Genomic DNA, 14,479 nt, shown 5'->3' on the forward strand with positions numbered 1-14,479 from the left:
CAGGCCCGGCCATGAGCCAGAGTCATCACGGCGATGCGCAACGGTCACGGCGGTGTGCCGCGGTCACGGCGCCCGAATCACGGTTCCGGCGGTGTGCCGCGGCACGGCGCCCGAGTCACCGTCACGGCGTCTGCGTCTCCGCCCCGCTGTCCATCCCCGCGAGCACCAGCGGCAGTCGGTCCGTGCCGGTCCCGGTCAGCCGGACCGGCACGCCCCAGTCCTGCTGGTGGACATGGCAGGCGGGGTACTCGGTCGCCGGGTCGTCGTCGCAGGACGCGGCCATCGCCGACACATGCAGAACGCCCTCGGGAACAGCCGGGTTGAGCTCCAGCGTGCGGGACAGGTCCGTGTCCGCGCCCTCCCCTGCGAGCAGCAGCTCGGGCGGAGTCGCGGAGACCAGGAGGCGGGTCGAGGGGCCGTACCGGGTGTCGAGCTTCTGCCCCGCCGGGGCCTCGAAGACCACGTCCAACCGGAGCTTGCCCGGGGCGACTTCGGTGGCGGCGCGCCGGGTGCGGTGGGCGACCGCCTCGACGCGCACCGCCTCCTCCGGCAGACGCAGCCGGGTCAGCCGGTGCCGGGCCGACTCGACCACCACGATGTCGCCCCCGACGAGCACCGCGTCCGACGGCTCCCGCAGGTCCGTGGCCAGGGTGGTGACCTCGCCGGTCGCCGGGTCGTAGCGGCGCAGGGCGTGGTTGTAGGTGTCGCTGATCGCGACCGAGCCGTCGGGCAGGGCCGTCACCCCCAACGGGTGCTGCAACAGGGCCTGTTCGGCGGCTCCGTCTCGGTGGCCGAAGTCGAAGAGGCCGGTGCCGACGGCCGTGTGGACGGTGCCGTCGCGGTCCACCCAGCGCAGGGCGGACGTCTCGGAGTCGGCCACCCACAGCCGCTCCCCGTCCGCCGACACCGCGAGACCGGACGGCTGGGCGAACCAGGCCTCGGCACCCGGGCCGTCGACGAGGCCCTCGTTCGAGGTGCCGGCGGTGACGGAGACCGTGCCGGCGGCCGGGTCGTACGCCCACAGCTGGTGGATGCCGGCCATGGCGATCCACACCTTGCCGTGCCACCACGCCACGTCCCACGGTGAGGACAGGTTGACCTCGCGCGCGGGGCCCGACACGGGGTCGCCCTGCATCCACTGCCGCCCAGTGCCCGCCAGGGTGGTGGTGCGGCCGCTCTCCGGGTCGAAGCGCCGGACCGCGTGGCTCACCGTGTCGGCGACGACCACCGAGCCGTCCGGCAGCAGGGCGAGACCCTGCGGCTCGTTGAACCGCGAGCGGACCCAGGTGCTGTCGGTGAACCCCCGGCTGCCCTGGCCGATCCGCCGGACGACCGTCTCCCCGTCCGCCGCCAGCTCCACCAGCTGATGCCGGGTGGTGTCACTGACCAGGAAGTTCCCGGAGGGCAGACGCAGTGCCTTGCCCGGGAAGCGCAGCACCGTCGGCTCCGGCTCCGCAGCCACGTACGGCCCGTCGCCGCGCCGCAGGGTGCCCTTGGCCTCGTGCTCGGCCGCCAGCTCGGTCACCAGCCGCTCGATGGCGTGCACATGCCCCTCGCCGGCGTGCTGCGCGACGACGTACCCCTCCGGGTCGATCACGACGAGCGTCGGCCAGGCCCGCACCGCGTACTGCTTCCAGGTCGCGAGGTCCGGGTCGTCGAGAACGGGATGCTCGACGCCGTACCGCTCCACCGCGTCGACGACCGCTCGGTGCTCGGCCTCGTGGACGAACTTCGGCGAGTGCACGCCGATGACGACGACGGTGTCCCGGTGCTTGTCCTCCAGCGCTCTGAGCTCGTCGAGGACGTGCAGGCAGTTGATGCAGCAGAACGTCCAGAAGTCCAGGACCACGATGCGTCCCCGCAGGTCGGCCAGGCCGTACGGACGGCCGCCCGTGTTCAGCCAGCCGCCCCGGCCGACCAGCTCGGGGGCGCGGACACGGACGCGACGGGGTGCGGAGTCGTTCATGCCCCCAGGGTGCCACCGGGCACCGACAACCGGCTCAGCCCCTCGGCCTACAGACGGCGTTTCCCGGCGGGCGGCGGGGAACGCCTCGTGTCATGAGATTCCTCGTACGCGACCGGCTCCTCGGCTTCGGTGACGACTACTGGATCGAGGACGACCGGGGCAACAAGGTGTACCTCGTCGACGGCAAGGCGATGCGGCTGCGGGACACCTTCGAGCTGAAGGACACCGAGGGCCGCGTCCTCGTCGACATCCACCAGAAGATGCTCGCCCTGCGCGACACGATGGTCATCGAACGGGACGGCGGGCCGCTCGCGACGATCCGCCGCAAACGGCTGTCCCTGCTGCGCAACCACTACCGGGTGTCCCTCGCGGACGGCAGCACGGAGCTCGACGTCAGCGGCAAGATCCTCGACCGGGAGTTCGCCGTCGAGTACGACGGGGAACTGCTGGCCGTCGTCTCCCGCAGATGGCTGCACGTGCGCGATACGTACGGCGTGGACGTCGTACGGGACGACGCCGACCCGGCGCTGCTGATCGCGGTCGCGGTGTGTGTGATCCACCTGGCGGAGAAGGAGCGGCGGGACGACGACTGAAGAGGAGTCGAGCCCTCAGCGGCGCGGTGCCGCCAGCCCCAGCACCCGGTCCTTGAGCGCCGGGAACTGATCCCGTGTCACCGCGACCTTCCCCGGGTCGAACTCCACGGTGAGCACCTGTTCCCCCGCGCCGGCCTGCGCCAGCACCTCGCCCCACGGGTCGATCACGATCGAGTGACCGGCCTGGGGAACTCCCGCGTGCGTCCCGGCCGTTCCACAGGCGAGCACGAACGCCTGGTTCTCCACCGCCCGCGCCTGGGCCAGCAGCGTCCAGTGCGCCCGGCGGCGCTCCGGCCAGCCCGCCGGGACGACCAGGGTCTCGGCGCCGGCGTCGACGAGACCGCGGAACAGCTCGGGGAAGCGGAGGTCGTAACAGGTGGCCACGCCGACCGTGGTCCCGGGCAGACGCACCGTCACCAGTTCCTCGCCCGCGCCCATCAGCACGGCCTCGCCCTTGTCGAAGCCGAACCGGTGGATCTTGCGGTAGGCGGCGGCCAGATCACCGGAGGGGGAGAAGACGAGGGACGTGTTGTAGAGGGGGCCCTCGGGGTCACGCTCGGGGATCGATCCCGCGTGCAGCCAGACGCCCGCGTCACCAGCGGCCTTCGCCATCGCCTCGTACGTCGGCCCTTCGAGCGGCTCGGCCTCACTGCCGAACTCCTCGTAGGCGAAGGCTCCGGTGGTCCAGAGTTCGGGGAGGACGACGAGGTCGGCGCCCGCCTGTTCCCGTACGAGAGACGCCACGCGACTTCGACGCGACTCGACCGATTCATCCTCATTGACGTCGATCTGGAGCAGAGAGGCGCGCACACTACCACCGTCCTGGCATTCGAGCGGTCCACATGGGCTTCCACACGGGCCTACGATCGTCACACGAAAGCACTGCCGGGGTGCCTCACAGCAGCGTAACTTAGCGTTCCAAGACACCCGCCGACAGCAGCCGCCGCCCACTGGCACCGCCGCCAGAAACCGCCCGCGTACCGACGTTCCAACCGCCGAGGGGTCCCGTTCCGTGAGTCTGCATCCCACCCTCCAGCCCTACGCCGACGCCTGGACCCACTCCATCGAAGCGATATCCGAGCTGGTGACGCCGCTTGTGGAGGGTGAGTGGAACCGGCGTACGCCCTGCCCCGGCTGGTCGGTCCGCGACGTCGTGTCGCATGTCATCGGCCTGGACTGCGAGATGCTCGGCGACCCGCGGCCCATCCACACGCTCCCGCGCGACCTCTTCCACGTCACCAACGACCACCAGCGCTACATGGAGATGCAGGTCGACGTCCGCCGTCACCACACGGCGCCGGAGATGACGTCCGAGCTGGAGTACACGGTCATCCGCCGCAACCGTCAGCTGCGCAACGAGTCCCGCGACCCCGGCACGAAGGTCCGCGGCCCGCTCGGCGCCGAGCTCACCCTCGAAGAGTCCATGCGGGCGCACGCCTTCGACATCTGGGTCCACGAACAGGATCTGCGGGCCGCCCTCGGCCGCCCCGGCAACCTCGACTCCCCCGGCGCCCAGGTGGCCCGTGACGTCCTGCTCTCCAAGCTGCCCGACGTCGTCGCCACCAAGGCCGACGCCCCGCGCAGCTCGGCGATCGTCTTCGACGTCCACGGCCCGATCGAGTTCCTCCGCACCATCCGCATCGACATCCAGGGCCGCGGCACCCTCGAAACGGCCCCCGCCCTGGGCCCCGCCGCCACCCTCACCCTCGACTGGGAAACCTACGTCCGCCTCGCCTGCGGCCGCGTCACCCCGGAAGCGGCGACGGACCGCGTGAAGACAGAGGGCGACACGGACCTGTCGGCGGCGATCCTGCGCAACTTCACGGTGACGCCGTAGCCCCGTTGAGCCCGGCCCGGCGCTCGAGAGGCCGGGCCACTGCCGTCCCGAACCCCCACCCACCCACAGGCGGCCACGCTGGCCCAGACACCCCCAGCCCGTCCGGCGCTCGAGGACGAGGTCCGCAGGGCCGGCCGGGGAGCTGGGGGCGGCAGCCCCCAGGGATGGGACGGGTAGGGGCGCGGCGGGGGCGAAAACCGTTGTCGCCCGCCACCCACCCCCGGCTAACGTCCCGCCGTGACTGACACCACCCCACCCCGCCTGACCCGACTCACCTTCCACGGCCCCCTGTCGGAGACACGCGCCGACCGCCTGGTCCACCGCCTCACCCGCCCCGCCCCGACCACCGTCCTGGACATAGGCTGCGGCTGGGGCGAGTTGCTGCTGCGCGTCCTCACGGCGGCGCCCACCGCGAAGGGCACCGGCATCGACGTGAACCCCCGCGACCTCGCCCGCGGCCGCGACAACGCCGAGGCCAGAGGCCTGACCTCCCGGGTCGAGTTCGTCGAGGAGTCCGCCGTCGGAACCCGCCGCGGCCCCGCCGACCTGGTCCTGTGCGTCGGCGCGAGCCAGGCACTCAGCACCGCCAGAACGCCCGACCACACCCCCGAGGCCCTGCGCGAACTACGCCGCCTGGTCACCGACAACGGCCGCGTCCTGCTCGGCGAGGGCTTCTGGCAACGCCCCCCGACCCCCGCCGAACTCAAGGGCATGTGGCCCGGGGCAGCCGCGACCGACCACCACGACCTCGCCACCCTCCTCGACCTCGCGGTCGCCGCGGGCTTCCGCCCGGAGTGGACCGAGACGGCGAGCCTCGACGAGTGGGAGGAGTTCGAGTCGGCGTACCAGGCGGACGCCGAGGTGTGGCTGGCCCGGAACCCCGGCCACCCCCTGGCCGCCGAGACCCGCGAGGACCTCGACCGCCACCGCGCCCGGTGGATGAGCTACCGCGGCGTGCTGGGGCTGGCGTACCTCACCCTCGTCCCCGCCCTCTGAACCCCGGTCCTCGCCCTCTGGCCCACCGGCCCTCCGCCGGTTCAGGCGGGAACGTGAACCGTCTCCACCCTGCTGGCGACCAGCCGTTCCCGCTCCCTGCGCGCCGCCCGCCTGCGCAGCCGCAGGATCTGGCTGACGCCCAGTGCCTGGAGGACGAAGACCACCGAGAAGGCGACGGCGTAGTCGTCCCCGGTCGCGTCCAGCAGCACGCCGATCGCGAACAGCGTGGTCATCGAGGCCACGAAGCCGCCCATGTTGGTGATGCCGGACGCGGTGCCCTGCCGCTCCGGCGGGTTCGCGGGCCGCGCGAAGTCGAAGCCGAGCATCGAGGCAGGCCCGCAGGCCCCGAGCACCGTGCACAGCACGATGAGCAGCCACATCGGCGCCGTCTCGCCGGGCCAGGCCAGCGTCGTGGCCCACAACAGCGCGGTCGCGCCGACCGTGCCGAGGGCCAGCGGCAGCCGCGCCTCGTGGTGCCGGGCGACGACCTGGCCGTAGACGAGACCCACGACCATGTTCGACAGGACGACGAGGGTGAGCAGTTCACCGGCGGTCGCCCGGGACAGCCCCTGCGCCTCCACGAGGAACGGCATGCCCCACAGCAGCAGGAACACCATCGCCGGGAACTGCGTGGTGAAGTGCACCCACAGGCCCAGCCGGGTGCCCGGCTCCCGCCAGGACGCGGCGATCTGACGGCGTACGTATGCCGCGCCCTGGTGCGGAAGCGGCTCGGGCTCGTGGCCCTCGGGGTGGTCCTTCAGGAACAGCAGGAGCAGGACGAACACCACGACGCCGGCACCGGCGCTGCCGGCGAACGCGGCCGTCCAGCCCACTCCGTGCAGCAGCCGGGCCAGGACGAGGGTGGAGACGAGGTTGCCCGCCATGCCCGCGAGGCCGGCGAGCTGTGCGATGAGCGGGCCGCGGCGGGCCGGGAACCAGCGGCTGCCCAGCCGCAGCACGCTGATGAACGTCATCGCGTCGCCGCAGCCCAGCAGGGCGCGCGAGGCGAGGGCCATGCCGTACGACGGCGAGAAGGCGAAGCCGAGTTGGCCCGCGGTGAACAGCACCACGCCCAGGCCGAGCACCTTCTTGGTGCCGAGCCGGTCGACGAGCAGGCCGACGGGTATCTGCATGCCGGCGTAGACGAGCAGCTGGAGGATCGAGAACGTCGACAGGGCCGAGGCGTTCACCTCGAAGCGGTCGGCGGCGTCGAGGCCGGCGACGCCGAGGGACGTTCGGAAGATGACGGCGACGAAGTAGACCGAGACGCCTATGCCCCAGACGGCGACGGCGCGGCAGCCGCCGGGAGGGTCGCCGGGCAGTGCGCTGGACCTCATCGCTCCTCACCCCGTGCGAGGTGCGAGAACCAGCCGATGTGCCGGTGGACCAGCCCGACGGCGGCCTCGGCGTCGGCGGAGCGCAGGGCCTGAAGGATCTCCTCGTGCTCGGTCAGGGTCTTGGCGATCCGGTCGGGGTGGGAGTGCAGGACCGCGACGCCCATGCGCAGTTGCCGGTCGCGCAGTTGGTCGTAGAGCCGGGACAGGATCTCGTTGCCGCCGCTGCGGACGATCTCGGCGTGGAAGCAACGGTCGGTGACGGCGGCTCCGGCGAGGTCGCCGGCGGCGGCCTGTGCCTTCTGCTGGGCGAGCAGCTCCTCCAGGCGCGCGATGAGCCCGGGGGGCGCGGGGACGGCCTTGCGCGCGGCGTGCTCCTCGACGAGCATCCGGGTCTCCACGACGTCCTTGATCTCCTGCGCGGATACGGGCAGGACCAGGGCGCCCTTCTTCGGGTAGAGCTTGATCAGCCCTTCGACCTCCAGCCGCAGCAGCGCCTCGCGCACCGGCGTGCGCGACACGCCGACGGCCTCGGCGAGTTCGCCCTCGGTGAGGAGGGTGCCGCCCTCGTAACGACGGTCCAGGACGCCCTGCTTGACGTGGGTGTAGACGCGGTCGGCGGCGGGTGGCTGCTTGAGGGGCGAGGGCGGGGCGGAAGGCATGCCCACAGCATAGATACAACACGTACGCATGCTGGTGGTCATTCCAGCATGCGGACTTCGCGGCGGAATCCGTGCGATCTGCGAAATCTTCCGGCAAAGAAGCACCACCCACCCCACGTGTCGCACAACCTTCTGTGCTAGTTACGTGTCACACACGTGCGGCCCCACTTTCTTTCCCCTCCAATTCGGCCGCACTTTCGGGGCATTAGACGTAATCGGGGTATTTCAGTTGATAAGTGCAGTCAAGGGCGTGCGTGTCCGTAGAGCCGCCGCCGTCGTGCTCACGACCGGCGCCGTCATCGCCTCCGGGGCGATCACCGCGGTGCCCGCGCAGGCCGTCACCGCGCCCTCGATCAGCGCCAAGGGCGGGTTCCTCATGAACAGCGCGAACGGCAAGACGCTGTTCGCCAAGTCCGCCGACACCAAGCGGCTGACCGCCTCCACCACCAAGATCATGACCGCGAAGGTCGTGCTCTCGCAGTCGAACCTGAACCTGGACACCAAGGTCACCATCCGCAAGGAGGTCAGCAACTACATCGTCTCCAAGGGCGCCTCGTCGGCGAACCTGATCGTCGGCGACAAGGTCACCGTCCGTCAGCTGCTGTACGGGATGATGCTCAAGTCGGGCTGTGACGCCGCGATGACCCTCGCCGACAAGTTCGGTTCCGGCTCGACGGTCGCGGCCCGCACCAAGAACTTCATCGGCAAGATGAACACCATGGCCAAGAGCCTGGGCATGACGAACACGCACTTCGATTCGTTCGACGGCATAAGCAATGGCTCGAACTACTCGACGCCGCGCGACCTGACCAAGCTCGCCCGCAGCGCGATGAAGAGCTCCACCTTCAAGACCGTCGTGAAGACCAAGTCGTACACGGCGAAGACGATCACGAAGACCGGCGCCACCCGCACGATGGCCGCGTGGAAGAACACCAACACGCTGCTCGGCTGGAACGGCACGCTCGGTGTGAAGACCGGCTCCGGCACCGAGGCCAAGTACTGCCTCGTCTTCGCGGCCACGCTCAACGGCGAGTCGGTGATGGGCACCGTCCTCACCGCCCCGAACGAGGCCAGCCGCACGACCGACGTGAAGAAGCTGATCAACTACGGCTACGCCAAGATCTGACGCCCGCTGAGGCTCACGTCGACGAAACGGGGCGGCCACTCGACAGTGGCCGCCCCTTTCGCTGCTCCGCTCGCCGCTCCTACGGGCTCACGCCCAGGTGATCAGCCGCTTCGGCTGCTCCAGGATCGCCGCCACGTCCGCCAGGACCTTGGAGCCCAGCTCCCCGTCCACCAGCCGGTGGTCGAAGCTGAGCGCCAGCGTCGTGACCTGACGCGGCTTCACCTTGCCCTTGTGCACCCACGGCTGGAGCTTGATCGCGCCGACCGCGAGGATCGCGGACTCGCCGGGGTTGAGGATCGGGGTGCCGGTGTCGACGCCGAAGACGCCGACGTTGGTGATGGTCACCGTGCCGCCCTGCATCGCCGCCGGAGTCGTCTTGCCGTCCCGCGCCGTCGACACCAGCTCGCCGAGCGCCTCCGCGAGCTGCGGGAGCGTCTTGGCGTGGGCGTCCTTGATGTTCGGGACGATCAGACCGCGCGGGGTCGCCGCCGCGATGCCCAGGTTCACGTAGTGCTTCCGCACGATCTCCTGGTTGGCCTCGTCCCAGGACGCGTTGACGTCCGGATGCCGCTTGATCGCCACCAGCAGGGCCTTGGAGATCAGCAGCAACGGATTCACGCGCAGACCGGCGAACTCCTTGTCCTGCTTGAGCTCCTCGACCAGCTTCATCGTGCGCGTCACGTCCACCGTCACGAACTCCGTGACATGCGGTGCCGTGAACGCCGAGCCGACCATCGCCGCCGCCGTCGCCTTACGGACGCCCTTGACCGGGATACGGGTCTCCCGGGCGGTGTCGTACGCGAGCACCGGCGCTGGAGCAGCGGCGGGCGCGGTGACCGGGCCGGCCGGGGTGACCTGCGGGACCGGTTCGGCGGCCGGGGCCTGCGGGGCCGCCGCGGCGTGGACGTCCTCGCGGGTGATGATGCCGTCGGGGCCGGTCGGCGTCACCGCGGCCAGGTCGACGCCCAGGTCCTTCGCCAGCTTGCGCACCGGAGGCTTGGCCAGCGGCCGGGGCGGCGTCACGGCCGCCACGGGGCCGTGGCCGTTCAGCTCGGACTGCAGGGCCTGGGCCGCGGGCTCCTGACGCGGGACGTCGGCTCCCTTGCGCGGCCGGCGCTTGGTGGAGGACGCGGCCACGCCATACCCGACCAGCACCGGCTGGCGGCCCTGCGGCTCGGCCTCCTCCGGCGCCGTCTCGGCGGGAGCCTCGGCCCGGTCCGGCGCCTCGGCGGCCGGGGCCGCCCCGCCGCCCAGGTCCACGGCGATGATCGCCGTGCCGACGTCCACCGTGGTGCCCTCGGGGAAGTGCAGCTCGCGGACCACGCCGTCGTACGGGATGGGCAGCTCGACGGCCGCCTTGGCGGTCTCGACCTCGCACACCACCTGGCCGTCGGTGACCGTGTCGCCCGGCTGGACGTACCACTTGAGGATCTCGGCCTCGGTGAGCCCTTCGCCCACGTCGGGCATCTTGAACTCGCGCACGGACGCTTCCGTCATCGTCGTCACGACCCTCTCCTCAGTACGCCAGGGCACGGTCGACGGCGTCGAGCACCCGGTCCAGGCCCGGCAGGTACTCCTCCTCCAGACGCGCCGGCGGATACGGGGCGTGATAGCCGCCGACCCGCAGCACCGGGGCCTCCAGGTGGTAGAAGCAGCGCTCGGTGATCCGGGCGGCGATCTCCGCGCCCGAGCCGAAGAACACCGGGGCCTCGTGGACCACGATCAGCCGGCGGGTCTTCTCGACGGAGGCCTGGATGGAGTCGAAGTCGATCGGGGAGACCGAGCGCAGGTCCAGGACCTCCAGGCTGCGGCCCTCCTCGGCGGCCGCGTCGGCGACCTCCTGGCAGAGCTTCACCATCGGGCCGTAGGCGGCCAGGGTGAGGTCGGAACCCTCGCGGACGACCTTCGCCTTGTGCAGGGGTCCCGGGATGGCCTCGGTGTTGACCTCGCCCTTGTCCCAGTAGCGGCGCTTGGGCTCGAAGAAGATCACCGGGTCGTCGCTCTGGATGGCCTGCTGCATCATCCAGTACGCGTCGGACGCGTTCGACGGGGAGACGACCTTCAGGCCGGCCACGTGCGCGAAGAGCGACTCGGGGGACTCCGAGTGGTGCTCCACCGCGCCGATGCCGCCGCCGTAGGGGATCCGCACGACGACCGGCAGCTTGACCTTGCCCAGCGAGCGCGCGTGCATCTTCGCCAGCTGCGTGACGATCTGGTCGTAGGCCGGGAAGACGAAGCCGTCGAACTGGATCTCCACGACCGGGCGGTAGCCGCGCAGGGCGAGACCGATCGCCGTGCCGACGATGCCGGACTCCGCGAGCGGGGTGTCGATGACACGGCTCTCGCCGAAGTCCTTCTGGAGGCCGTCCGTCACCCGGAAGACGCCGCCGAGCTTGCCGACGTCCTCGCCCATGACGAGGACCTTGGGGTCCGTGTCCAGCGCGCGGCGCAGCGACTCGTTGATCGCCTTGGCCAGAGCCATCTTGTCCGCTGCCATGTCAGACCCCCTCCACGTCCGCGAACGACGCCTGGTAGGCGGCGAACTGGGCGCGCTCCTCGTCGACGAGCGCATGCCCGTCCGCGTACACGTTCTCGAAGATGGCGAAGTGGTCCGGGTCCGGCATGGCGCGGACCGCCTCGCGCACTCGTTTGCCCAACGCCTCGCTCTCGGTCTCCAGTTCCGCGAAAAATCCCTCGTCCGCGTGGTTTGAGGCCTCGAGATAGGCGCGCAGGCGCAGGATCGGGTCCTTCGCCTCCCAGGCCTGACGCTCCTCGTCGCCGCGGTAGCGGGTGGGGTCGTCGGAGGTGGTGTGGGCGCCCATGCGGTACGTGTACGCCTCGACCAGCGTCGGTCCCTCGCCGCTGCGGGCACGCTCCAGCGCCCACTTCGTCACGGCGAGACAGGCCAGGACGTCGTTGCCGTCGACCCGGACGCCGGGGAAGCCGTAGCCCTGGGCGCGCTGGTAGAGCGGCACCCGGGTCTGCTTCTCGGTCGGCTCGGAGATCGCCCACTGGTTGTTCTGGCAGAAGAACACGACCGGGGCGTTGTAGACCGCGGAGAAGGTGAAGGACTCGGCCACGTCGCCCTGGCTGGAGGCGCCGTCGCCGAAGTAGGCGATGACCGCGCTGTCGGCGCCGTCCTTGGCGATGCCCATCGCGTAGCCGGTGGCGTGCAGCGTCTGGGAGCCGATGACGATCGTGTACAGCTGGAAGTTGTTGCTGTTGGGGTCCCAGCCGCCGTTGTTCACGCCGCGGAACATGCCGAGCAGGTTGGTCGGGTCGACCCCGCGGCACCAGGCGACGCCGTGCTCGCGGTAGGTCGGGAAGACGTAGTCGTCCTCGCGGGTGGCGCGGCCGGAGCCGATCTGCGCGGCCTCCTGGCCGAGCAGCGAGGCCCACAGGCCCAGCTCGCCCTGGCGCTGCAGGGAGGTGGCCTCGGCGTCGAAGCGGCGGGTGAGCACCATGTCGCGGTAGAGGCCGCGGAGCTCTTCGGGGGTGATGCCGGCGACGTACTTGTCGTACTCGGCGTTCTTGACGCGCTTGCCCTCGGGCGTCAGCAACTGCACGAGCTCGGGGTCCGTGCTCGGCGTTTTCCTTGCGGTTGTCTTGCCGGCCGTGCTCTTGGTACCGGCGCTGCGTCGCGGCTTTCGCGCGGCAGTGCTCTCCACGGTCACGTGTGCTCCTCCGTCGGTCCGGCATCCCGGGTTCGCCGGGTGCCAGTGCGGCTCACCTGAAGCCCTACGGACGCACAGGGTGGGTGCGGCGCGTTGGGGGACAGGCGTGACAGGTGCCCCGGCGAGCGCCCTGCAAAAGGCACGTTACCCAGTGCTCCACATTTCTGTGAAACCCTTCCTGACCTGCGATTTTGCTTGGATTTCCAAGTAAAATCGCGAAAGTCGGGAACAACTCCTGGTCACAGCCTTGCAGGGGGCCGGAACAACGGCACGTTATATCGGTGACCCAGGTCACGGGAAGAGTCGCCGGGCGGAGATCGGCGAAAGGGAGATCAAAACGGCACGCGCGCGTGGAGCCCGTGTCCGGGCCGCACGCGCGCGTGGGTGAGTCGTGGGGTGCCGACGGGCGGCACGCCGGTCCGCTCAGGCGCCGCCTCCGATGGCGCCGCCGGTGGGCGCCGTCGGCTCCTCCGTGGGCTCCACGGTCGGGTCCTCGGTCGGCTCCTGCGTCGGGTCCTCGGTCGGCTCCTCGGTGGGCTCGGCCGTGGTCGGGTCCTCGGTCGGCTCGTACGTCGGGTCCTCGGTCGGCTCGTACGTCGGGTCCTGCGTCGGCTGGTAGGTCGGGTCGGTTCCCGTGCCGCTGCCGTCGTCGGTGACCTCGTCGGTCGGGTCCTCGGTCGCCTCGTCCGTGGCCTCGTCGGTCGCCTTGTCCTCGGTGGTCTGGGACGTGGTCGGCGTCGGCGTGGTGTCGCCGCCACCGCCGCCACCGCCGCCGCCGTTCTGCAGCGCCAGCGCGACACCGGCCGCGATGGCGATCACCGCGAAGACGGCCAGGATCCACAGCTTGCCGCGGCCGCCGCCCTTGTTGCCGTGCCCCTCGAAGCCGCCGTCGTCGCCGCCCCCGTACCGGTTGGGCAGGATCGGCTGCGGGATCTGGGTGGTGCCGGAGCCAGAGTCGCCGGGGTGCCCCATGACCGTGGTGTTCGCGAAGCCCGAGGCCGGGGTGTGCCGGCCGTCGTGCATGGTCACCGGGCCGGTGTTCCAGGTGCCGGTGTGGCCGCCCTGGTCGTACAGCATCTGCAGGCCGTACTGGACCAGGCCGCGCATCTCCTCGGCGGTCTGGAACCGGTCGTCCGGCTCCTTGGCGAGCGAGCGCATGACCAGGCCGTCCAGCTCCGGCGGCACGGCGTCGGAGACCTCGGACGGCGGGGTCGGGATGTCCTGGACGTGCTGGTAGACCACCGACAGCGGGGTCTCGCCGGTGAACGGCGGGCGCAGCGCGAGGAGTTCGTAGAGGAGGCAGCCCGTCGCGTACAGGTCGGAACGGTGGTCGACGGCCTTGCCGAGCGCCTGCTCGGGCGAGAGGTACTGCGGCGTGCCCATGACCATGCCGGTCTGCGTCATCGTCGACTGAGCGCCGTGCAGGGCGCGGGCGATGCCGAAGTCCATCACCTTCACGGCGCCGTTGTGCGTGATGATGACGTTGGCGGGCTTGATGTCGCGGTGCACGATGCCGTGCTGGTGCGAGTAGGCGAGGGCCTCCAGGACGCCGGAGACGATGATCAGCGCCTGCTCGGGGCCGGGTGCCTCGGCGTTGAGGAGGAGGTCGCGGATGGTGCGGCCCTCGACGATCTCCATCACGATGTACGGCACGCTGTGGGCGCCGACGACGTCCTCGCCGGAGTCGTACACGGCGACGATGGCGTGGTGGTTGAGGCCGGCCACCGACTGGGCCTCGCGCGTGAAGCGGGCCTTGGACACCGGGTCCTCGGCGAGGTCGGCGCGCAGCAGCTTGACCGCCACGGTTCGTCCGAGGCGCACGTCCTCGGCCGCGAACACCTCGGCCATGCCGCCCCGGCCGAGTCTGCGGGTCAGCCGATAACGGCCGTCCCCGACAAGTCCGCCATTACCCCACATTTCCGGCGCGTCTGACATACCGCCGCCAGCCGCCTCGGGGTCGGACGGGCCCTGAGCGCGCTGCTGCTGTGCCATCAGTCCTCGCCGTCGTTTCTGCCCGCGGTGCGCGCGGTGTTGTTACGGTCTCCGTCGGCCACGCTACAGCCTCCGCGCAAGCCGTCGGTCCGAGACGGCCGTCCCAACCGGAAGGAGACGGACCGGCCATCAAACCGGTTCCCCGTCCACTCGTGCAAATTCTGTGCACCGGCCGTACGACCCTTGTAACGCTTCCGCGACGCTCCCTTCGCGTACGGTCACGGAACGGGCACCGCGCTTGACCTGTCAGTGCCGTGGGGCAGACTTGGCCGGGAATAGCACATTGGATCACTCGGGAT

At 70.8% G+C, this 14,479-nt stretch carries 12 protein-coding genes; 4 read left to right on the top strand and 8 right to left on the bottom strand.

All coding sequences use genetic code 11. The annotated features are described in order from the left end of the window. Window positions 1–121: 121 nt before the first annotated feature. Complete coding sequence (locus ACFZBP_RS08450; RefSeq protein ID WP_391411124.1) at window positions 122–1,966, bottom strand: thioredoxin-like domain-containing protein; 1,845 nt, start codon at window positions 1,964–1,966, stop codon at window positions 122–124. A gap of 92 nt (window positions 1,967–2,058) precedes the next feature. Between ACFZBP_RS08450 and ACFZBP_RS08455 the strand changes: the two genes are divergently transcribed. Next, complete coding sequence (locus ACFZBP_RS08455; protein WP_391411126.1) at window positions 2,059–2,559, top strand: LURP-one-related family protein; 501 nt, start codon at window positions 2,059–2,061, stop codon at window positions 2,557–2,559. Window positions 2,560–2,574: 15 nt separating this feature from the next. Here the strand turns inward: ACFZBP_RS08455 and ACFZBP_RS08460 are convergent, their stop codons facing one another. Further along, entirely contained in the window at window positions 2,575–3,369 is a 795-nt protein-coding gene (locus ACFZBP_RS08460; RefSeq protein WP_391411128.1) for a nitrilase-related carbon-nitrogen hydrolase, read from the bottom strand. A 202-nt stretch (window positions 3,370–3,571) separates the two neighbouring features. Here ACFZBP_RS08460 and ACFZBP_RS08465 point away from each other — a divergent pair, with 202 nt between their 5' ends. Both ACFZBP_RS08465 and ACFZBP_RS08470 read left to right on the top strand, forming a co-directional pair. Continuing rightward, window positions 3,572–4,396 (top strand): maleylpyruvate isomerase family mycothiol-dependent enzyme, encoded by an 825-nt coding sequence (locus ACFZBP_RS08465; protein ID WP_391411130.1) that lies wholly within the window; start codon window positions 3,572–3,574, stop codon window positions 4,394–4,396. Window positions 4,397–4,633: 237 nt separating this feature from the next. Further along, window positions 4,634–5,392, top strand: coding sequence for an SAM-dependent methyltransferase (locus tag ACFZBP_RS08470; protein WP_383449736.1), 759 nt, complete (start codon window positions 4,634–4,636; stop codon window positions 5,390–5,392). 41 nt (window positions 5,393–5,433) lie between these two features. Here the strand turns inward: ACFZBP_RS08470 and ACFZBP_RS08475 are convergent, their stop codons facing one another. Together ACFZBP_RS08475 and ACFZBP_RS08480 are read right to left on the bottom strand one after the other, a co-directional pair. Continuing rightward, entirely contained in the window at window positions 5,434–6,729 is a 1,296-nt protein-coding gene (locus tag ACFZBP_RS08475) for an MFS transporter (protein WP_391411133.1), read from the bottom strand. Beyond that, on the bottom strand, window positions 6,726–7,388 hold the full coding sequence (locus ACFZBP_RS08480) for a GntR family transcriptional regulator (protein ID WP_383449734.1): 663 nt from the start codon (window positions 7,386–7,388) through the stop codon (window positions 6,726–6,728). Before ACFZBP_RS08480 ends, ACFZBP_RS08475 begins: the two co-directional genes overlap by 4 nt. A 250-nt stretch (window positions 7,389–7,638) precedes the next feature. Between ACFZBP_RS08480 and ACFZBP_RS08485 the strand changes: the two genes are divergently transcribed. Next, window positions 7,639–8,514: a D-alanyl-D-alanine carboxypeptidase family protein gene (locus tag ACFZBP_RS08485; RefSeq protein WP_383449733.1), complete on the top strand. Its 876-nt coding sequence runs from the start codon at window positions 7,639–7,641 to the stop codon at window positions 8,512–8,514. Between the two features lie 87 nt (window positions 8,515–8,601). Here the strand turns inward: ACFZBP_RS08485 and ACFZBP_RS08490 are convergent, their stop codons facing one another. The 4 genes from ACFZBP_RS08490 to ACFZBP_RS08505 all read right to left on the bottom strand — a co-directional run bounded on the left by ACFZBP_RS08490 (window position 8,602) and on the right by ACFZBP_RS08505 (window position 14,180). Further along, window positions 8,602–10,020, bottom strand: coding sequence for a 2-oxo acid dehydrogenase subunit E2 (locus ACFZBP_RS08490; RefSeq protein ID WP_391411136.1), 1,419 nt, complete (start codon window positions 10,018–10,020; stop codon window positions 8,602–8,604). Window positions 10,021–10,030: 10 nt separating this feature from the next. Next, a complete protein-coding gene (locus ACFZBP_RS08495) occupies window positions 10,031–11,011 on the bottom strand; it encodes an alpha-ketoacid dehydrogenase subunit beta (protein ID WP_383449731.1) in 981 nt (326 codons plus the stop codon). Between the two features lies 1 nt (window position 11,012). Continuing rightward, window positions 11,013–12,188: a pyruvate dehydrogenase (acetyl-transferring) E1 component subunit alpha gene (gene pdhA / locus ACFZBP_RS08500; protein WP_383449730.1), complete on the bottom strand. Its 1,176-nt coding sequence runs from the start codon at window positions 12,186–12,188 to the stop codon at window positions 11,013–11,015. A 423-nt stretch (window positions 12,189–12,611) separates the two neighbouring features. Then, window positions 12,612–14,180: a protein kinase gene (locus tag ACFZBP_RS08505; RefSeq protein ID WP_383449729.1), complete on the bottom strand. Its 1,569-nt coding sequence runs from the start codon at window positions 14,178–14,180 to the stop codon at window positions 12,612–12,614. Window positions 14,181–14,479: the final 299 nt, after the last annotated feature.

This window comes from Streptomyces sp. NPDC008086, assembly GCF_042957325.1.
Lineage (GTDB): Bacteria > Actinomycetota > Actinomycetes > Streptomycetales > Streptomycetaceae > Streptomyces.

Bases quoted from the DNA above. Each gene is read 5' to 3' on its own strand.
- ACFZBP_RS08450 (WP_391411124.1), bottom strand. From the start codon at position 1,966: ATGAACGACTCCGCACCCCGTCGCGTCCGTGTCCGCGCCCCCGAGCTG.
- ACFZBP_RS08455 (WP_391411126.1), top strand. From the start codon at position 2,059: ATGAGATTCCTCGTACGCGACCGGCTCCTCGGCTTCGGTGACGACTAC.
- ACFZBP_RS08475 (WP_391411133.1), bottom strand. From the start codon at position 6,729: ATGAGGTCCAGCGCACTGCCCGGCGACCCTCCCGGCGGCTGCCGCGCC.
- ACFZBP_RS08480 (WP_383449734.1), bottom strand. From the start codon at position 7,388: ATGCCTTCCGCCCCGCCCTCGCCCCTCAAGCAGCCACCCGCCGCCGAC.
- ACFZBP_RS08495 (WP_383449731.1), bottom strand. From the start codon at position 11,011: ATGGCAGCGGACAAGATGGCTCTGGCCAAGGCGATCAACGAGTCGCTG.
- ACFZBP_RS08505 (WP_383449729.1), bottom strand. From the start codon at position 14,180: ATGGCACAGCAGCAGCGCGCTCAGGGCCCGTCCGACCCCGAGGCGGCT.